21 protein-coding genes are annotated in these 19,268 nt (G+C 48.3%); 7 read left to right on the top strand and 14 right to left on the bottom strand.

What is annotated here, in order from left to right; translation table 11 throughout:
• The first annotated feature begins 65 nt into the window (after positions 1–65).
• A complete protein-coding gene (locus tag KFF03_RS14515) occupies positions 66–488 on the top strand; it encodes a copper chaperone PCu(A)C (protein WP_255857634.1) in 423 nt (140 codons plus the stop codon).
• Positions 489–564: 76 nt separating this feature from the next.
• Here KFF03_RS14515 and KFF03_RS14510 read toward each other — a convergent pair whose 3' ends face one another.
• The 10 genes from KFF03_RS14510 to KFF03_RS14460 form a co-directional block, all read right to left on the bottom strand.
• Complete coding sequence (locus KFF03_RS14510) at positions 565–2,211, bottom strand: NAD(P)/FAD-dependent oxidoreductase (RefSeq protein ID WP_255857633.1); 1,647 nt, start codon at positions 2,209–2,211, stop codon at positions 565–567.
• Positions 2,212–2,303: 92 nt separating this feature from the next.
• On the bottom strand, positions 2,304–2,492 hold the full coding sequence (gene yacG, locus KFF03_RS14505) for a DNA gyrase inhibitor YacG (RefSeq protein WP_255857632.1): 189 nt from the start codon (positions 2,490–2,492) through the stop codon (positions 2,304–2,306).
• 25 nt (positions 2,493–2,517) lie between these two features.
• Positions 2,518–3,123, bottom strand: coding sequence for a dephospho-CoA kinase (coaE, locus tag KFF03_RS14500; RefSeq protein WP_255857631.1), 606 nt, complete (start codon positions 3,121–3,123; stop codon positions 2,518–2,520).
• 15 nt (positions 3,124–3,138) lie between these two features.
• Positions 3,139–4,035 carry an A24 family peptidase gene (locus KFF03_RS14495; protein WP_255857630.1) on the bottom strand — a complete coding sequence of 299 codons (897 nt, stop codon included), beginning with the start codon at positions 4,033–4,035 and terminating at the stop codon, positions 3,139–3,141.
• Positions 4,036–5,262 carry a type II secretion system F family protein gene (locus tag KFF03_RS14490; RefSeq protein WP_255857629.1) on the bottom strand — a complete coding sequence of 409 codons (1,227 nt, stop codon included), beginning with the start codon at positions 5,260–5,262 and terminating at the stop codon, positions 4,036–4,038.
• A 40-nt stretch (positions 5,263–5,302) separates the two neighbouring features.
• The gene (gene pilB / locus KFF03_RS14485) at positions 5,303–7,000 is read right to left on the bottom strand and encodes a type IV-A pilus assembly ATPase PilB (protein ID WP_255857628.1); all 1,698 of its coding nucleotides are present in this window, start codon (positions 6,998–7,000) and stop codon (positions 5,303–5,305) included.
• A 109-nt stretch (positions 7,001–7,109) separates the two neighbouring features.
• Positions 7,110–7,568, bottom strand: coding sequence for a prepilin-type N-terminal cleavage/methylation domain-containing protein (locus KFF03_RS14480; protein WP_304941505.1), 459 nt, complete (start codon positions 7,566–7,568; stop codon positions 7,110–7,112).
• A 226-nt stretch (positions 7,569–7,794) separates the two neighbouring features.
• Positions 7,795–8,460 (bottom strand): hypothetical protein, encoded by a 666-nt coding sequence (locus KFF03_RS14470; protein WP_255857627.1) that lies wholly within the window; start codon positions 8,458–8,460, stop codon positions 7,795–7,797.
• A 17-nt stretch (positions 8,461–8,477) separates the two neighbouring features.
• Positions 8,478–9,326, bottom strand: coding sequence for a carboxylating nicotinate-nucleotide diphosphorylase (gene nadC, locus KFF03_RS14465; protein ID WP_255857626.1), 849 nt, complete (start codon positions 9,324–9,326; stop codon positions 8,478–8,480).
• Between the two features lie 136 nt (positions 9,327–9,462).
• Positions 9,463–10,830, bottom strand: a complete 1,368-nt coding sequence (locus KFF03_RS14460; protein WP_255857625.1) for a sodium:alanine symporter family protein — start codon at positions 10,828–10,830, stop codon at positions 9,463–9,465.
• Between the two features lie 204 nt (positions 10,831–11,034).
• Here KFF03_RS14460 and ampD point away from each other — a divergent pair, with 204 nt between their 5' ends.
• Together ampD and ampE are read left to right on the top strand one after the other, a co-directional pair.
• On the top strand, positions 11,035–11,574 hold the full coding sequence (ampD, locus tag KFF03_RS14455) for a 1,6-anhydro-N-acetylmuramyl-L-alanine amidase AmpD (RefSeq protein ID WP_255857624.1): 540 nt from the start codon (positions 11,035–11,037) through the stop codon (positions 11,572–11,574).
• Complete coding sequence (gene ampE / locus KFF03_RS14450) at positions 11,571–12,446, top strand: regulatory signaling modulator protein AmpE (RefSeq protein ID WP_255857623.1); 876 nt, start codon at positions 11,571–11,573, stop codon at positions 12,444–12,446. Before ampD ends, ampE begins: the two co-directional genes overlap by 4 nt.
• 162 nt (positions 12,447–12,608) lie before the next feature.
• Here the strand turns inward: ampE and KFF03_RS14445 are convergent, their stop codons facing one another.
• Together KFF03_RS14445 and KFF03_RS14440 are read right to left on the bottom strand one after the other, a co-directional pair.
• Positions 12,609–13,586, bottom strand: a complete 978-nt coding sequence (locus KFF03_RS14445) for an ROK family protein (RefSeq protein ID WP_255857622.1) — start codon at positions 13,584–13,586, stop codon at positions 12,609–12,611.
• A gap of 92 nt (positions 13,587–13,678) precedes the next feature.
• Positions 13,679–14,011, bottom strand: a complete 333-nt coding sequence (locus KFF03_RS14440; RefSeq protein WP_255857621.1) for a PilZ domain-containing protein — start codon at positions 14,009–14,011, stop codon at positions 13,679–13,681.
• Positions 14,012–14,067: 56 nt separating this feature from the next.
• On the opposite strand from KFF03_RS14440, the gene cobU reads away from it, so the two are divergent.
• From cobU to KFF03_RS14420, 4 genes are read left to right on the top strand one after another with little or no spacing between them, the layout of a single operon-like run.
• Positions 14,068–14,643 (top strand): bifunctional adenosylcobinamide kinase/adenosylcobinamide-phosphate guanylyltransferase, encoded by a 576-nt coding sequence (cobU, locus tag KFF03_RS14435; protein ID WP_255857620.1) that lies wholly within the window; start codon positions 14,068–14,070, stop codon positions 14,641–14,643.
• Positions 14,644–14,687: 44 nt separating this feature from the next.
• Entirely contained in the window at positions 14,688–15,773 is a 1,086-nt protein-coding gene (gene cobT / locus KFF03_RS14430) for a nicotinate-nucleotide--dimethylbenzimidazole phosphoribosyltransferase (protein WP_255857619.1), read from the top strand.
• A gap of 10 nt (positions 15,774–15,783) precedes the next feature.
• Positions 15,784–16,446, top strand: a complete 663-nt coding sequence (locus KFF03_RS14425; RefSeq protein ID WP_255857618.1) for a histidine phosphatase family protein — start codon at positions 15,784–15,786, stop codon at positions 16,444–16,446.
• A complete protein-coding gene (locus KFF03_RS14420) occupies positions 16,443–17,225 on the top strand; it encodes an adenosylcobinamide-GDP ribazoletransferase (RefSeq protein ID WP_255857617.1) in 783 nt (260 codons plus the stop codon). Before KFF03_RS14425 ends, KFF03_RS14420 begins: the two co-directional genes overlap by 4 nt.
• Before the next feature lie 16 nt (positions 17,226–17,241).
• Here the strand turns inward: KFF03_RS14420 and KFF03_RS14415 are convergent, their stop codons facing one another.
• Together KFF03_RS14415 and KFF03_RS14410 are read right to left on the bottom strand one after the other, a co-directional pair.
• Positions 17,242–17,640, bottom strand: coding sequence for a globin (locus tag KFF03_RS14415; protein ID WP_255857616.1), 399 nt, complete (start codon positions 17,638–17,640; stop codon positions 17,242–17,244).
• A gap of 99 nt (positions 17,641–17,739) precedes the next feature.
• Entirely contained in the window at positions 17,740–19,257 is a 1,518-nt protein-coding gene (locus KFF03_RS14410) for a cobyric acid synthase (protein ID WP_255857615.1), read from the bottom strand.
• Between the last annotated feature and the right edge of the window lie 11 nt (positions 19,258–19,268).

Raw genomic sequence — 19,268 nt, 5'->3', positions numbered from 1 at the left:
TTTCGTCACTGGCTGCGATGTTTGTACGATTTAAAATGATGTTACCTGATATGGAGAATATAAATATGTTATCCCGTGTATTCATGATGATCATGGCGTTTTTTTCAGCCACTACTGCTTTTGCTGATTCCGCTATTCAGATTGACGGTGCTTATGTACGAGAGCCGATTCCAGGCCGATATATGAGCGCCGCTTTTATGAACATCAAAAATGACAGTGCTAAAGAAAAGATCCTGGTCAGTGCTAAGGCCGACTGGGCAGGCCTGATTGAAATTCACACGCATATCCATGACAACGGTGTGATGCGCATGCGCCAGATGATGGAGTTAACCATTCCTGCAGGAGAAAGCGTGTCATTACAGCCGGGTGGCTTACACCTGATGTTATTTAAACTGGAGCTGCCACTCAGCGAGAAATTACCACTGACGTTATGTTTTAAAGATGGTTCCTGTGAAACAACCACAGCAGTACTGCGTTCACTGAAGTAGCATGATCTGATCGCTTGTACAGATCAGAAATCAAGCCGCTTTGTTACTGAAGCAACAAAGCGGCTTGAAATGTTATTTAATTCGCGTGACGTAATTCGGAATGGTGGTTTTCCTGATAATCCTTTAACAGTTTCAGTACATCGTTTGCTTTGCGACCTTGCATTGCACAAGTCGTCATCAAGCCTGCCATTAAGGCACCACCGACACCTGCTGTCATCACGTCAGCACCCGTCATATAGAGGTTTTTCACCGGGGTCACGGGATGCAAAAAGGGCTTTTTAAAGCGATCGACAAAATGATCCAGCCCATAAATCTCTCCTTTATTAGCATCCTGAAACCAATCTGTTGACAGTGGCGACGACAGCTCATAGTAGTCCAGAGCATCTCTTAACTGTGGCATACGTTCGAATAACTTTTCCAGCAGCCGCTGGCTGAACTGCTCTTTCAGAGTGTCGTAGTCTTCACCGCGTTGTCCCCAGGTTTTATCTTTCCACTGTTCAAACCATTCGTATTTTGCCATGGTGACAATTTCTACGGTGGATTTACCCGGGTAACGATTTGGCCAGTCCGGGTCTTTAGCTGAAGGGAAGGAAATATACACGATCGGGAAATCCGCTTCAGGGTTATCCAAAAAGCGTTTCAGGTTTTCTTCATGATGGCCATCAGGGTAAATCCATAGATTGGTGGTGTTAATGCCTAATTCTTCAGTGCTGCCGTTAAACCCTGCGTAAATACAGAGGTGTGAGCTTGATAGCTGAACCTGTTGTTGCCAGCGCTCGACACCCAGCTTGGTTTTGGCTGAAGCTGGCAAAAGCTTTTCTGTCGTGTTGTAAAATCCAGCATTACTGACAATGCGTTGAGCATACAGCTCATGGCCATTTTTCAGTTTTACCCCATAGGCTTTGTTGTCTTTTATCAGAACCTCATCGACAGATGCATAGGTGAACACATCGCCGCCGCTGTGTTGGATGGTTGGAATAATGGACCGGGCAATTTCTGATGAGCCTCCAACCGGGTAAGCGCCTCCTGCAAGATAATGCTTGGCAATTAATGCGTGCATAATAAAGGCAGCATCTGCCGGAGCCTGGCCGTAATCTCCCCATTGGCCGGTTAATACCGAAATCAATTGCTGATTTTGGGTCATATTTTCCAGCACTTGTCGGGTGGTCTGGAAAAACTGCTTTGGCACTAATAACGGACGGACAGTATTATAAAGACGAGCCAGCCAAGGGGGCATTGCCTGACCTGCAAAGAAGGTTGGGGTCTTACGGCTCATTTCCCGAATCAGAGCGATGTAATCATCAATAACCTGCTCTTCTCCCGGAAATTTATCTTTCAGGTGGTTGGCGAAGTTGTCACGACCTGCAATAAAGCTGTATTCATCGTCGCCGAGAATAATACGATCGTATTCGGGCTGCATTTCGGCCCACTTTAGTCGGCCCTGGCTGATAACGTCAAAGACTCTTCGTAATGTGGAAGGTTTGTGAACTTCACCAATGTAGTGGACGCCCACATCCCACTCATAGCCATTTCTATGATAAGCGTGAGTGAATCCGCCTGCCGTGTAATGTTGCTCGAGAACAGCTACTTTATAGCCCAGCAATGATAAAAATGCCGCATTAGCCAGGCCTCCGATACCGGAGCCTATAACGATTACATCAAAGTTCTGATCAGTGCGATCGGGACGAAAACGAGTGCCAGTACGGACTTTTACTTTAGCCATGGTGTGTTCCTGAATTATTGTTATTTTATGCAGGCCTGCATCAGCAGGAGACAACCAAGCTAGCGGGTTTGGTGGAGAGATGCAATCCGTGGTTAATGTTTAAAGTCGTTGAGCTGTTCAGACATCAATACTTCATCCGCAGGTTTGCCTGGGATGGCATGGCGCTCGCTGGCCCATTCACCTAAATCAATCAACTTACAACGCTCGCTGCAGAAGGGCCTGTATTTACTTCCAGGTTTCCATTCAACGTCTTTCTGGCAGGTGGGGCACTGTACTTTCATGATGACTTCTTTTTACTTGAACGTTTCAGGCGTTAGCCAGAGTTAGGTAATATTCATGCAGCTGATCCAGCTGATGGTATAAGTGATTCAGATCCTGACTATTATCGGCGATATCGTCAGCCTTCGCACGTTTGTCTTCTCGTGACATCTGAGCGGCGATAATACGACGAATTTGGGTCTCATCATTCTGATCCCGGCTTGCCGCTCGCTGTATTTGTATGGACTCAGGAACGTCAATCAACAAAGTGCGTTGCGTTAGCTGAGCTTGCCCACTTTCAAACAACAGTGGAGACACAAGAAGAGCATAAGGCGATGTCGCTGCAGTGAGCTGTTGAATAATGGCGTCACGAATGCGTGGATGAGTTTGCTGCTCTAGCCAACGGCGCTCACTGGGGTCGGCAAACACTTTTTCCCGCAACCAACCGCGGTTTAAGCTGCCATCAGGCAATAATGCCTCAGAGCCATAACGTTGTTCGATAGCCAATAACGCTGGCTGGCCCGGTTCAACCACCTCTCGGGCAACCACATCAGCATCGACCACACAAATGCCTTTGTTTGCCAGATAATCACTGGCTGCGGTTTTACCACTGCCAATGCCGCCGGTTAAACCAACAATCAACTTGTTTTTCACAAAAGATGCCACGGATTATAAAACGGAATTGAGGTACCAATGAGTGATCTTCTCACCCCATAGCGCCGCGATCCAGCCTGCCATTGCCAGGTAAGGGCCAAAAGGGATCGGCAGGTTTTTATCACGGCCCAGAATCATGATTCCGGCGATACCAACAACAGCACCGACGACGGATGACAGCAGAATAATTAACGGCAGGGCGGTATACCCCAACCAGGCTCCGAGTGCGGCCAATAATTTGAAGTCACCAAACCCCATACCATCTTTACCGGTAACCAGTTTAAATATCCAGAAAACCGACCACAAAGAACCATAGCCTAATACGGCTCCCAGCACGGCACTCTCCAGATCAGTGAATAATCCTTCTGGGGTTAATAATGAGGAATTCAGGATAAGTCCTATCCACATTAAGCCAAGCGTCATCGAATCAGGCAGGATTTGGTGATCAATATCGATCACCGACATGCTGATCAGAAGCCAGGTAAAGATCAGCATGGCTGCCAGCGGCCACCCCCAGGGATAAACTAGCAACAGCATAGCACTCATCAGGGCTGTCACCAGCTCAACAGCCGGGTAGCGAACACCAATACGAGTACCACACCCCGCACATTGGCCTTTTAACAACAGATAACTGATGATAGGAATATTCTGCCAAGCACGCACTGGAGCCTGGCATTTGGGGCAATGAGAATCGGGTTTAATCAGGTTGTAAGGTTTGGATAAGTCTTCCAGCGCCGGATGAGTCGGCATATTCTCATTAAAGTCCTGACACTCTTGCTTCCAACTGCGAAACATCATCACCGGAAAGCGCAGAATCACTACATTCAGGAAGCTGCCAACCAGCAGAGAAAGAACAATTACGGCAATAAAAAGCGCGATAGGTTCTGCTGCTAGTACCTCAAACAAACTCATTTAAACGACATCGCCTATTTGGAAAATTGGCAAATACATAGCAACAATTAATCCACCAATAACTACTCCCAAAAAAGCCATAATCATTGGTTCCATTAATGAGGTAAGCCCTTCAACCGTATCGTCTACTTCCTGCTCAAAATACGAAGCAGCTTTATCGAGCATCGCATCGAGTGCACCTGATTCTTCACCAATACTGGTCATTTGAATGACCATATTAGGAAAAACTTCAGTTGTTTTCATTGCAAAATGCATTTGTTGGCCTGTTGCGACTTCATCACGTATTTTTAGAACAGCATCTTTATAGACAATATTTCCAACAGCCCCAGCTACAGAATCAAGCGCTTCAACTAAAGGAACACCTGCTGCAAAAGTGGTAGATAAAACTCGCGCATACCTTGCTACTGCACTTTTACGTATCAAGTCTCCAAAAAGAGGAAGCTTAAGTATAAATCGTTCAAAATTCTCACGAAAAATTTGTGACCGTTTCATGGCTTGAGTAAAAGCAATGATACTAATAATTACTACTGCAAGAAATTCTAAATAATAAGCTTGAGCTATTTCAGATAGCATTACGACGAACTGTGTTGGAGCCGGAAGTTCTGAACCAAAGTTTTGAAACATTGCATCAAAAGTTGGAACAACCTTAACCAATAAAATTACAGTTACCACTGCTGCTATTGCTAAGGTTATTGCAGGGTACATCGTTGCTTTTTTAATTTTACTTTTCAATGCTTCGGTTTTTTCTTTATATATAGCTACTTTATCCAACATTGTCTCTAATGCACCGGCTTGTTCACCAGCTTCCACTAGGTTACAGGTTAGGTCATCGAAGTACATAGGGTGTTGCTTGAGCGCTGAAGCGAAATCATTACCAGCTGCAACGGCATCACGTAATTCAAGAATCAGTGTTTTCATTGAACTGTTATCGACACCGTCGGCTACAATTTCAAATGACTGTACCAACGGAACGCCAGCTTTAATCATGGTTGCCATTTGGCGAACAAAAAATGTTACATCTGCTGATTTAATCGGCTTCTTACGTTCTCCACCTATACCGAATAAAGGCTCTGCTTTTTTCTTAACCTTTAGTGGAGTCACACCTTGTTTTCGTAATTGAACTTTAACCATTGCAGCATTTTGGCTGGATATTTCGCCTTTGACTGTCTGGCCGCGTTTGTTGGTTCCTTCCCAGACAAAGCTGCTGTTTTTTGCGGGTTTTGCCATAGTTTTTTTCCTAGTTAAGCACAAGTAATGTGCTTAATAATTAATCGGTGGTCACTCGGTTTGCTTCTTCCAAGCTGGTTATGCCTTGTGCAACTTTTATCAATGCTGAAGTACGCAAGTCATTAAACCCTTCTTTTTGGGCTGCATCGGCAATTTCAATGGCATTGCCTCCTTCCATAATAATACGAGATATGGGGTCAGTAACTTTAACTACTTCATATATTCCCACACGGCCTTTAAAACCTTCTTTGCAATGATCGCAGCCTACTGGTTTATAGATTTCTGCTTCTGCCAGAAGTTCGTCAGTAAAACCAGCTTCTTGTAGTACCTCTTTAGGCAGGTCGGCAGGCAATTTACAACTTGAGCATAGCCGTCGTGCCAGGCGCTGGGCAATAATCAGGCTAACAGAGGTGGCAATACTGAAGTTCGGCACGCCCATATTGGCTAAACGCGTCAAGGTTTCTGGGGCGCTGTTGGTATGTAGAGTTGACATCACCATATGGCCAGTTTGCGCTGCTTTAATGGCGATTGAAGCGGTTTCCAGATCCCTGATCTCTCCAACCATGACCACGTCAGGGTCTTGGCGTAAGAATGAGCGTAAAGCCGAAGCGAAGTCTAGACCTACCCTGGCATTCACATTCACCTGGTTAATACCTTCCAGGTTGATTTCTACCGGGTCTTCGGCAGTGGAAATATTGGTGCCTTCCACATTCAGAATATTCAGGCCGGTATATAACGAAACAGTTTTGCCCGAACCTGTTGGCCCTGTAACCAGAATCATACCCTGAGGCTTACCCAACGCCTCCATATAGAGCGCTTTTTGTTCAGGCTCATAACCCAGCATATCAATACCTAACTGAGCGGAGGACGGATCCAAAATCCGAAGAACAATTTTCTCACCAAACAGAGTTGGTAGCGTATTCACCCGGAAGTCGATGGCCTTATTTTTGGATATTTTCATCTTAATCCGGCCGTCCTGCGGGATACGGCGTTCGGAAATATCCATCTTCGACATGACTTTGAGTCGGGCGGCAATTTTACCTGCCAGATTCACCGGAGGGCTGGCAACCTCATGCAATACGCCATCTGTACGATATCGCACTCGATAGCGTTTCTCATAGGGCTCAAAATGTAAGTCGGAAGACCCCATCTTGATAGCATCTAATAGCATTTTATTCACGAATTTTACAATAGGTGCATCGTCACCTGCAGAGTCTTGCTCTGCCTCGCGCCTTTTTGCTTCTGCCTCGGGGTCTTCGAGGTCGACATCTCCTAATTCATCTTCTAGGTCACCAAAGTCATTATCATTGGCACTCAAAAACTTATCCACAGCAATGGATAGTTTGTCCTCTTCAACCAGTACCGGCTCAATATTCATTCCAGTATTAAATTTGATTTCATCAACAGCGATGATGGCCGAAGGATCACTTTGAGCAATAAATAAACGGGTGCCACGGCTAAATAGTGGTAAGACACGATGCTTTTCAATAAGGTTGTGGCTTACGATATCTTGAGGTGCAGACTGAAAATCGAAAGCTGCTAAGTCGAGGAGTGGAAGCCCGAACTCCTCTGATGCAAGAGAAGCAATTGCATGTGACTTAATTTGTCCAGATTTGACTGCTGCAGTAACAAAGCTGATTTTATCTTTCTTGGTGCTTTCTATGATTTGAAGTGCTTGATCTTGGTTAATATAACCCTGTTCAATCAAACGCTTCGGTAAACCTGATATGCCACTCATTACTCTACCAGCTTGGTTTGCTATTGTACCCAAAACATATCAGAGCAAACTGTTTTTCTCCAGACAAAAAAGCCAGCTTTCGCTGGCTTTTTAACGCTTGATTAGCTTATTAGTTCAAGCGTGGCAGGTACTTGTCGTCTACAGTACTTGATGCTTTGTCAATAGCCCAGGTTGTTACACCTTGAGCATTCAAAGTAGGTTCTAATACATACGTTGCACCTTGCAATTCTGTAGGAACAGGTAATGCTGCACCAAAAGTAGCAGTGATTGCTGCTGAACCATCACTTGCCAGTGCTACAGTAGCAATTTTGTCAGTGGCAAAATCACCAGGTGTTGTAGAAATGCCAGTGTAACCGTTCAGAGTTGCGATATCCGCAGGTAAAGATGAATAGCGTGTTGCATATTCACCTACTGACAGCTGCATTGGGCGAACAGCTGAAAGAGAGTTAGTTGAGTCAGTACGCAATGTGTAATCTTGATACTGAGGTACAGCTACAGAAGCAAGGATACCGATGATCGCAATTACGATCATTAATTCAATTAAGCTAAAGCCTTGTTGTTTTTTCATTTCATATCTCCACTCTCAAAAGAGAAGTTGTTTTAGTTATTGTCAGACCTTATTTGGGTGCTGAACAAGTCATTCACTTATGACATAGCGAAGAGTGTGCCAAGCTAAAAGCATGCTGACAAGCCTTAAAATAGGGGTTTTTCAGTGTTTTGCGATTCAGCTCAAGTTTTGATGTGATCGAGTAGGAAACAAAGTGACAAAGATTGTCACTTTGTTTGTGGTGGGCTCAGTTAATACTGGATATTGGCTGTTTTTCAGCCAGTTGCCAATTAAGCAGCTCACCTTGTTCAGATAAGTTGAGTTGATATGGGTTATTTAATCCAACCGGAATTTGATAACCACTTTCATTCTCAAAGTCTACGCCTTTGCGTTTGTTCATAAACTCAGCAAAGCTGGGTGATGGAGTTGACAATAGATCGCTTGCTTCTAAGTTTTCGCTAGACTTGCCGAAGAGTTGGTCACCAGCGTCGATATAGAGAAGAGCAGGATTTTGATTAAGGTAATCTTTTAGCTCAGGTTGGACTTTGTCGTTATATAACACTTCAACCCCCGCGGCCGGAAAAGACAGATATAAAGCCAATGGACGCGTGGTATGAACTGAATACACGCCATAAACCAGTGCTGCTGTTTGTAATAAAGCAATAACCGACAGGTCTGCTTTCAGGCTCTTCTTCTGTGGATTAAATACAATCAGCGTCAGTGCTGGACCAAGCACCAGGTCTACCCCGGCAATCAGTAGAAGAATGGTTTGCCAGTTAGGGTCCGCAATGCGCAGAACACCAGGAAACCAATAAAAGAATATCAACGCGGCCAGAATCAGAAAAATAACCAGGCTGACGCCAAGGTGAACGGCAAAAGCCTGAAAGCGATTTATATTCTTTAATGACAGCATTCGATCACCACTTTTACTCAAACTAAGCGCATCGACAAGTCGATGGCTTTACAGTCTTTGGTTAAGGCACCAATGGAAATGAAGTCGACTCCGGTTTTAGCGTAAGCACGAAGGGTTTCGTCCGTAATGCCTCCAGAAGCTTCGAGTTTGACGCCACCCTGGGTCTTTTGTCGGGTGTGTGCTACGGCGGCTGCCATCTCGGCTGGGGTGAAGTTGTCCAACATAATGATATTAGCACCAGCGTCGATCGCTTGATCCAGCTGCTCGGTTGTTTCTACTTCAACCTCAATTGGCTTGCCAGGGGCGATCTGTTGCGCCTGTTGTACCGCTTGCTGAATGCCACCGCAGGCCATGATGTGGTTTTCTTTGATTAAAAAAGCATCGTACAAACCAATGCGGTGGTTATAACAACCACCAACACTGACGGCGTACTTCTGAGCGATGCGTAAACCCGGGATGGTTTTGCGGGTATCCAGTAGTTTTACCTCGGTGCCAGCCACCATATCCGCATAAGTGCGGCACAGAGTTGCGGTACCCGACAGGCTTTGCAGGAAGTTCAGGGCACAGCGTTCTCCGGTTAATAACGAACGAGCGCTGCCTTTTAATTCAAACAGCGTTTGGTTCGGGCGAACCCATTGGCCGTCGGAAACACGCCAGATAACTTCAACACCAGGATCCAGCTGCTTAAACACTTCATTAACCCAGGCCGAGCCTGCCATGATGGCCCGTTCGCGTGAGATGATCCGTGCATGAGCACGGTTCTCCGCCGGAATCAGTTGAGCAGTAATATCACCACTGCCCACATCCTCTTTTAATGCGGCGGTTACTGCAGAGGTAATATCAGATTGGTGTAGGCTTAAATCCATGGAGTCGCTCTTCAGGTGCAAAATCGGTCAATACATATAAGAAAGGGGCGCATTCTAGCACCCCTTGATTATCTGAACACCCTTTGAAGCAGGCTTCACGGCTCTTCCGATGGAGGAGTTAGTCCTGTTTCTGAAGCTAGCCCTGTTTCTGGAAATAGTCGCGAGTCACCTTAAACACCATTGGCGCCAGCAGTAATAAGCCAACCAAGTTTGGAATGGCCATCAAACCATTGAAGGTATCTGACAGGTTCCAGACGAAGTCCACTTTAGCATTAGCAAAATAAACGATGGCCGCCACAAAAATCAGTCGATAAACGATCAGGGTTTTTTCTTTGAACAGGTACTGCCAGCAGCGCTCACCATAATAAGACCAGCCCAGAATGGTCGTGAAAGCAAACACTGCCAGTGCAATGGTCACAATATAGCTGCCACCTGCAATAGAGCTGTTAAAGGCCTCTGATGTCAGTAAGGCACCGGTCAAACCGGCACCATCAGCGCCAACGGCCGTCCAGGCGCCAGACGTTAGGATAACCAGTGCTGTCATAGTACAAACGATGATGGTATCGATAAAGGTACCCAGCATGGCGATCAAACCCTGTTGCACCGGGTTATTGGTCTTCGCTGCCGCATGGGCGATGGCCGCAGAACCCAGGCCAGCTTCGTTGGAGAACACGCCACGCGCCACACCAAAACGAATCGCTGCAGCAACCGCGGCACCAGCAAAACCACCTGCTGCGGCAATCGGCTCAAATGCGTATTGGAAAATCATCGCAAATGCGTTTGGAATTTCAGCGATGTTAATCATCAGGATGACCAGAGATGCACCAACGTAAAGCACAATCATCGCCGGAACAATTTTACCCGCTACTTCACCAATACGTTTGATGCCGCCAAACACCACAAAACCAACCAGTACGGCAACCAATACACCGGTTAACCAGGTGGGAATGCTGAAACTATTGTTTAATACGGCGGCCATAGAGTTCACCTGAACCGCGTTGCCAATACCAAAGGCGGCAACCGCACCAAAAACAGCAAACAGAACGCCCAGGGTTTTTCCCATTTCTGGAGCGAACTCACCCACACCATTACGCAGGTAATACATTGGCCCACCAACAAAATTGCCGTTGGCGTCTTTTTCACGGTAGGTCACGGCACAAACGGCCTCGGCGTATTTGGTTGCCATACCAAACAGAGCAATTACCCACATATAAAAAATAGCGCCTGGGCCACCCAGAGCAATGGCTGTGGCCACACCAGCGATATTACCGGTACCAACGGTAGCCGACATCGCCGTCATCAGGGCATTAAACGGCTTCACATCACCGTCTTTGCTATCTGGCTGATCAGCGAATAACTGGCGGAAACCATGACCCAGTTTGCGCCATGGCATAAATGCCATGCCTGCTGTTAATAACACCCCGGTGACGCCCAGCATCCCCAACATAGGTGGACCCCAAACAAAGGCATTAATCTGAGAAATCAGATTGTTGAGCGCTTCCATCCACAGCTCCTTAGAATTGTTATTGATATGAAATTGACCCGACACTATATCGGCGCTTGTCTGGGAAGCCAATCAGGGAAACTACGACAAACCTTGATTTGTAGCCATTGACCACAAAGACGTTTGGCCACAAAAAAGACGGCAGCTCACTTCAGTCATACGAATCCCTAGAGTCCGCACTTGTTTTCAGGTTAAATCCCCCTTATGAAAGTTGTTAACGGAATTATTGATCAGGCTCAGTGGCTACCTTCGCCCAACTTTGGTGAGCGCCCTCAGACTGACATCTCATTATTGGTGGTACATAACATCAGCCTGCCGCCGGGCCAGTACGGTGGTGGTTATGTGCAACAGTTTTTTCGGAATGGTTTATCGCCGGATGAACACCCGTATTTTGCTGAAATTGCTAATCTTCAGGTCTCCAGCCATTTATTCATTGAACGCAGCGGCAAGCTGGTTCAGTTTGTGAACCTGAATGATCGAGCATGGCATGCGGGTATTTCAGCGTTTGAAGGTCGGGAAAACTGCAATGATTATTCTATTGGGATTGAGCTGGAAGGTTGCGATCACGAGGCTTACACCGAAGCACAATACCGGGTGTTGGCGGATGTCACCCAAGCGCTGATGCTCGCCTATCCTGATATCACCCCGGAACGCATTGTCGGTCATGAACATATTGCTCCGGGCCGTAAAACCGACCCGGGCCCGGCATTTAACTGGTCAGCCTTTAAAAAGGATATCGCATGAAGTTTCTGATTGTTTTTATTGCGCTGTTTTTACAGAACAACCTGCCCTTACCACAACGCAACACCCGTAGCCGCAGCTTCGCGCGTTGGATGAATTTGTGGTTAAACGGCGCACGTTTTAACCGCTTGCCGCGCCACCTGAAATATATCTGGATGGTGATTATGCCAACCGTGCTGGTGGCTGTGGGCTTTTATTATATAGAGCAGATGGCCTGGGGCTTAATTGCGGTTGTGTTGGAAGTAGCATTGCTGCTGTATGTGTTATCCCACATCAGTTTTGAACGTCACTTTAAATCGTACCTGCAGGATCTGGAGCGAGGCGATACCCAAGGCGCTTACCACTGTGCTGAACGTTTTCTGGCGATTCCTGAAATCGAACTGGCTAATGATGCCGCCACGCTGAATCTACAGGTGATCCGGGTCTTGTTACACCGCTGGTTTGAATACTTTTTCCTTATGGTGTTCTGGTACATGGTGGCCGATGTGGCGGGTGTGCTGTTGGCCTGGTTCAGTGTGCAATACGCCCGCTCCAGTGAGTGTGATGCCAAAGGCTGGCGTTATTTGCATTGGCTGGAGTGGATTCCGGCTCGTTTATTAGGTTTGACATTTGGTCTGGCCGGGAACTTTGTTCGTGCTTTGCCGGTTTGGCAGAGCTTCTTATGGAAAACCCAGGCCAGCAGTGCCGATGTGTTGTATCAGGTTGCCTGTAGCTCGCTGACTCATAATGGCGAGGAGAAACACTGGCACCGGGCGGACGAAAATGCCGAAATGGCCGCGAAAGAGCTGCAGGAATGGCATTCGTTGCATCTGCGCAGTATGTCGATTTGGATGGTGGTAATCGCAGTAGCCGCCATCGGTGGCTGGCTACTGTGACGATGATCTATTTCCCCTGAACTGTGTTGCAGTGTGCTCATGTAGGTGAACTACACATCACACATTGCGCCTTGTTCTTGAGAAAATATTTTCACCGTCTGTAGCTGACGTTATTGATTTACCTGCTTCGCTAACACTTTTATTTATTTCGTCGCTTCTTAGCTATTTGGTCGTCGCTCCCAGCCAGGCGGCTCCACGAACACCGCTGGAGTCGCCATATTGGGCTTTCAGTAAGGGTGTATTCACTGTATCTGAGAACACGTATTCTCCCCACAATTGTGGCACGTGCTGATAAATCGAATCGAGATTGGATACCCCGCCACCCAGCACAATCGCGTGTGGGTCGAGCGTATTAATCACCCCGGCCAACGCTTTGGCTAAGCGGCGATGATAGCGATCAATCACTTGTCGGGCCTGAGTATCACCTTGCTGATAGCTGGCAAACCAATGTTGTGAAGATTGATCAATGCTGGTTTCCTGTTGAGCGATGCGACGCATTCCCGGGCCGGATAACAGAGTTTCGAGGCAACCTTTCTGGCCACAATAACAGTCCATTTGTGGATCTTGCTCATCGCGCCACAGCAACGGATTGTGCCCCCATTCTCCGGCGATGGCATTCGGCCCGCTGACCAATCGACCATTGATTACCCAGCCACCGCCGCACCCCGTGCCAATGATCACCGCAAAAACGGATGCTTTGCCTGCTGCCGCGCCATCGGTGGCTTCCGATAAAGCAAAGCAATCCGCATCATTAGCAATCACAATCGGGTGCCCCAGTGCTTGTTCGATATCTCCCTGCAAGTCATTACCAATCAGGCAGGTGGTATTGGCATTTTTAACCAGGCCCGTTGCCGGGCTGATCGCACCGGGAATACCAATGCCCAAGGTGTACTCCTGAATACTCAGCTGCTGTTGAGCTTGCTGCACCATGGCAACGATATTGTTAATGATGGCTTGATAATGCTCAACAGGCGTGCTGTGTTCGCTATGAGTTGGCGTGTTGGTGCGCTGACGCAATAAGGTTTCACCCTGATGATCCAGAGCTATGATCTCGGTTTTGGTGCCACCCAGGTCGATGCCAAAACGAATGTGATCAGGAGGTGTTCCTAAATCAGAAGGGGAACTTAATGAGGAGGCCATATCTGCGCCTGCATAAACAAGATGAGGCGCATTATAAGGAATAAAAAAACAGCGGAATACTGTTCCAGTGTTGCTCTGTTAGTACAGCTCTGTCAGTGCTGGCTGTAACCCTTCATCATGGTTTTCAGCATATCGGATGCGTCGGTGATCACGCAGCCGTTGCCATACAGGCTAGGCGTCAGTTTATCGCTCCAGATCACCTCTGCGATGCATTGTCCGGTACGGCGGCCATCGATATTCGGCGGAATATCCACCAGATCTAACTCAAAGCGCGTGCCCGGCGCCAGAGCTTCGTAACTGGAAATCTTGATGCCGCTTTCCGAACAATCCACCAATAATCCCAGGTACTCTTTGCTGTCCCGCTCAAACACACTGACGGTGCTTTTCAGAATTGAGCGCGGATGAATTCTCTGCTCTTCGCTCATAAATCCTTCTCCTTTATGGTTAAATCCGTTGCAATGAATCAGGAATTATAGCTCAGATGCAAGCAACCGAATTGATCTTAGGGGGCGCTCGTAGTGGAAAAAGCCGCTACGGCGAGCAACAGATGTTGACGGTGCAGCAAATAACCGGTGCCGAAGTGGTCTACATCGCCACGGCTGAAAATCGTGACGGTGAAATGCAGCAGCGCATTGAGCAGCACCGCCGGGATCGTCCTGCTGACTGGCATACTATTGAAGAGCCGTTGGATCTGGCCGCCTGTCTGCGACAAATTCAGGTGAACTCGCCTTCAGCGGCAGTGATGGTGGATTGTCTGACATTATGGTTAACCAACGGTTTGTTGCATTCAGACCCACAGTTCTGGCCCCGGCAAAAGCAGGACTTTCTGCAACAGCTGGAGCGGATGCAGCAGCCACTGGTGTTGATCAGCAATGAGGTCGGGCTGGGCATTGTGCCGATGGGGGAGCTCAGTCGCCGCTTTGTTGATGAAGCCGGGTGGCTACATCAGGCAATCGCTCGCCGTGTTGCACATGTGACCCTGGTCAGTGCCGGTTTACCGATGCCACTTAAGCGTAATGGACAGCCGGTTTCTCAGGCTGCCAGTCTGATTAACTGATATGATGCGTTGCACACCCACCGCCCATTAATAAGACCTATTTTATGACGAGTTCTCTTTACTGGTGGCAGCAGCCAGCTGCCGATAAACATGACGATATTCGTGAGCAGGCGTTGCTGCATCAAAATCAGTTGACCAAGCCTCCGGGCGCACTGGGCAAGCTGGAGAAGCTGGCAATGGATATGGCCGCGATGCAGGGCCAGGTAAAACCGGAGATTCACAATGCCCACTGTGTTGTGTTTGCCGGAGATCACGGTGTGGTCGCGCAGGGTGTGTCAGCATTTCCGCAGGCCGTTACGGTGGAAATGCTAAAAAACTTTGTTGCCGGTGGCGCCGCAATTTCGGTATTGGCGAACAACAATCAGTTTGAGCTTTCAGTAGTGAACTGTGGCACCGCGAGTGACTGTCTGGATCTGGCAGGTGTGATTCATCAACCCATTGCTGCGGGGACCGCAGACTTTTCTCAATATGCGGCGATGACCGAACCGCAGGCGTTGCAATCCTTACAGCTGGGCTCAGATCAGGTCGACAGAGTGCATCAGGCAGGTTGTGATTTGTTGTTCGCCGGAGATATGGGCATTGGCAATACCTCGGCCGCCAGTGCCATGGCCGCCGTGTTGCTAAAGCTGGATGTTGCCGGTCTGACCGGCCCGGGAACTGGTGTTCATGGTGAGGCACTGGATCATAAAACGGATGTATTAATCACCAGTGTGCAACGTGCTTTGCCTTATATCCACAAGCCTGTGGATGCTTTGATTCAACTGGGTGGTTTTGAACTGGGTGCGATTGCCGGCGCGTATATCCGCGCTGCACAGCTGGGGATCCCGGTGTTGGTCGATGGCTTTATTACCACCAGTGCCGCCTTGTTGGCGGTTCAGTTAAATCCATCCGTTCGTGATTGGATGATCTTCAGTCATGGTTCTGCAGAGCCGGGGCACCTGCAATTGCTGGCCGCTCTGAGTGCCGAGCCAATTCTGGATTTAGGAATGCGTCTGGGAGAGGGCTCCGGTGCTGGAGTCGCCATCAGTGTGTTACGTCAGGCGTTGGCATTGCATGGCCAGATGGCCACCTTTGCTCAGGCCGGTGTCTCCGGCTCTGGCTCTGGCTCTGGCTCTGGTTCTGACGTCTGAGGACATGTGCATGACATCGACTTATATCGATTTAATTCGCCACGGGGAGCCGGTGGGTGGCAATGTCTTCCGTGGCCGTGTTGACCTGGCACTGAGTGAGCTGGGCAAACAACAGTTTCAGGCGCGGGTACAAAAACACGCGCAGAACTGGCAACAAATTATCAGTTCGCCGTTGCAGCGTTGTGCTGACAGTGCCCAGTGGCTGTCCGATCAGCAACAAATTCCTTGTGCAGTGGTGGAATCCTGGCAGGAAATTTTTTACGGCGATTGGGAAAATAAACCCGTCACTGAGGTCTTTCAGGAGCACCCTCAGCTGGCTCAAAAAATGTGGCAGAACCCATTGGAGTTTTGTGCGCCAAACGGTGAAGCCGTCCCCGATTTTCAACAGCGTATTATCGCCGCCTGGAATGCGGTGTTAGAGCAATATCAGGGGCAGCATGTGCTGGTGGTTAATCACGGCGGAGTGATGCGGGTGTTGGCGCAATACCTGCTGAAACTTGACCCACAAGCGATGAACCGTCTGGCGATTCCGTATGCCGGTTTAATACGCTTTAAGATTGATCACACCGAAGAACAAGGCAAAACCAGGCATTGGGTATCGCTGCTGGCCATGGATGGTGAAGACCTGACCGCTGATGATGTTAGTGGCATTCTGGAGAACCAGCCTGCATGAGCAGCTACTACTGGGCTTTCTGGTATGCCGTTGTTTTTCTGACTCGTTTACCCGCTCCGTATCTGAAACGGGTGGATGACGAAGTTGCGCAAAAATCTTTGCTGTTTTACCCGGTCGTGGGTGCTGTTATTGGTGTCCTGTTAATCGCCTTTATTCTGATTTGCTGGTGGTATAACCCACAAGCATCACCGTTATTGGTTGCGGCATTAACAACGGCCATCTGGATTTTGTTATCCGGTGGTTTGCACCTCGATGGGTTGGCCGACAGTGCCGACGCCTGGGTTGGCGGACTGGGCGATAAAGAGCGCACGCTGGAGATTATGAAAGATCCACGTGTTGGCCCAATCGGGGTGCTGGCGGTGATGCTGGTATTACTGGTGCAGTTTGCCGGAGTGCAGGTGTTGTTAGAGAAGGTGTTGTTACAGCAAGCGACATCCGACTGGTTTTATCTGACGGCTTTAATACTGATTCCGGCATTGGCACGTGCCAGTGCATTAGGCTTATTAGCCAGTACGCCGTATGTGCGTGCCAAAGGTCTGGCGACCGCTCTGGTAAGCGGCGCTACCCAGACACGACTGCTGGTGACAGGCGTCATTCTGGCTGTAACGGCGGTGGTGGTGTTTCAGCACAAAGCGATACTGGTGCTGCTGTTATATCTGGCGGTGAATGTTTTTGCGCGGCAAATGATGATCAAGCGGATTGGCGGCTGCAGCGGTGACACCATGGGTGCCACCATTGCGGTTCAGGAAGCCTTATTGCTGGCTGCGCTCACATTGTGAGTGTGGGGCTAGCTCGTTATTTATCGTACATATCCTGAATCATCTCAATGCTGGGGCGTAAAGTTGAGCGCCAGCAAAGTTCCAGCTCGGGTGTGAACTCCGGATCATATACCTTCAGTGTTTCCAGCAGCGCATCCAGCCAGAAGCCATAAAACATCGGGTTAATGTTCATATTTTTTTTACTGTGGCTTTCACCCAGGGCACGAATTTTAGCATCCGACATGCCGCGGGCATGCATGATTAGCCACAGTACGCCGCCGCGCAATAAACCTCGTTGCGCTTCCATGTTGGTATTCACAAACATGGCGCGAATATCCGGGGATTTGCTCATGAAGTTCGAGTAGAACTCTTCAAAGAAAGACGGATTGTTGCAGGCACGTCCATAGCTCTGAAACACTAAATCAGCATCACCCATGCGTTTTACCTTGTTTTACAATTTTCTGCGGGCGCGCAATCTACTGATATTTCTCATAAAATGCAAAAAAAGTATGAATTTGCGGATAATGCATTGAAATTATGGATTTGCTCGAAACTCAGCAAAACTTTTCAGAGCTTCTTCCAGACGACCAAAGTCGAGGGCTGCTTCCGTGCTGTCAGCCAGGCGCTCAATCTGCCGTTCGCGGATCTGATTAAAATCCGATAACGCATTGTCCTCTTTATTTAATCCAGCCCAGTTTAATAATTGTTGCAACGCTTCTGGGGTATCAAATAAGCCGTGCCAGTAGGTGCCTAAAATTTGTTGGTCGTCACTTAGATAACCGCAGGTGCTATTGCCAGAGGTAATTACCTGATGAACGGATTGATCGCTCAGAGAAATGCCGGCATGAATTTCATAGCCCTGAATTGGCACGGCCGGTTGGTTGGGTAGCGCTAATATTCCCTCGACCTGTTTTAACGTTTTTTCGGCATCCAGAGTGGTGGTGATGGGTAAGTACCCTAAGCCGCGTGTTTCTCCGGCCGTACCTTCAACCCCTTGTGGATCAAAAACGCAGGTTCCCAGCATTTGTAATCCGCCACAAATGCCCAATAATTTACCGCCATAACGCAGGTGGCGATTTAAATATTCCTGCCAGTTTCCGGGTTGCTGTAATAACCATTCAAGATCGGCGCGGGTATTTTTAGAGCCGGGCAGAATCACCAGATCGGCTGGTGGCGGTGTTTGGTCCGGGCCTATCAGTTGTAAATCCACATTCGGATGCACCCGTAATGCGTCAAAGTCGGTGTGGTTACTAATGCGCGGATAAACCGGCACCACCACTTTTAATACTTGTTGTGTGTTGCCGGCATTTTCCAGATGTTGATGCAGATTTAATGCGTCTTCACCATCGAGATATAAACCGTGTAAATACGGCAGTACCGCGAGTACCGGTTTACCGGTTTTTTGTTCCAGCCAATCGAGGCCGGATTGCAGCAGTTTAATATCGCCACGAAAGCGATTAATCACAAAACCAACCACACGGTTTTGTTCGGATTCGCTTAAACAATCGAGGGTGCCGACCAGGTGTGCAAAAACACCGCCACGATCAATATCGGCAATCAGAATCACCGGGCAATCCACCGCTTCGGCAAACCCCATGTTGGCAATATCGTTGGCTCTTAAATTCACTTCCGCCGGGCTGCCGGCACCTTCCACCAAAACACTTTGATACTGTTGTTGCAGTCGCTGGTAAGAATCCAGCACTGCATTCATCGCGGTTTTTTTATAGGCGTGATAATCAAGCGCTTGCTGATTGCCAATGGACTTGCCCTGAATAATCACCTGGCTGCCCATATCAGAAGTCGGCTTCAGCAGTACCGGGTTCATATCGGTAGTGGGCTCAACCTGACACGCTAAAGCCTGTAACGCCTGCGCACGGCCAATTTCACCGCCGTCGGCGGTGACGGCACTGTTGAGTGCCATGTTTTGTGGCTTAAACGGAGCCACTGCAATGCCTTTACGAGCAAAAATACGTCCTAATGCACACACTAAGGTACTTTTTCCGGCATCCGAGGTGGTGCCTTGTATCATTAACTGCTGTGGTGCTGAGGTCATAAATCGGGCCT

Origin of the sequence: Bacterioplanoides sp. SCSIO 12839 (assembly GCF_024397975.1) — a bacterium.
GTDB lineage: Bacteria > Pseudomonadota > Gammaproteobacteria > Pseudomonadales > Oceanobacteraceae > Bacterioplanoides.
The sequence above is the reverse complement of the archived record's forward strand: the minus strand, read 5'-3'. Positions and strand labels throughout refer to the sequence as shown.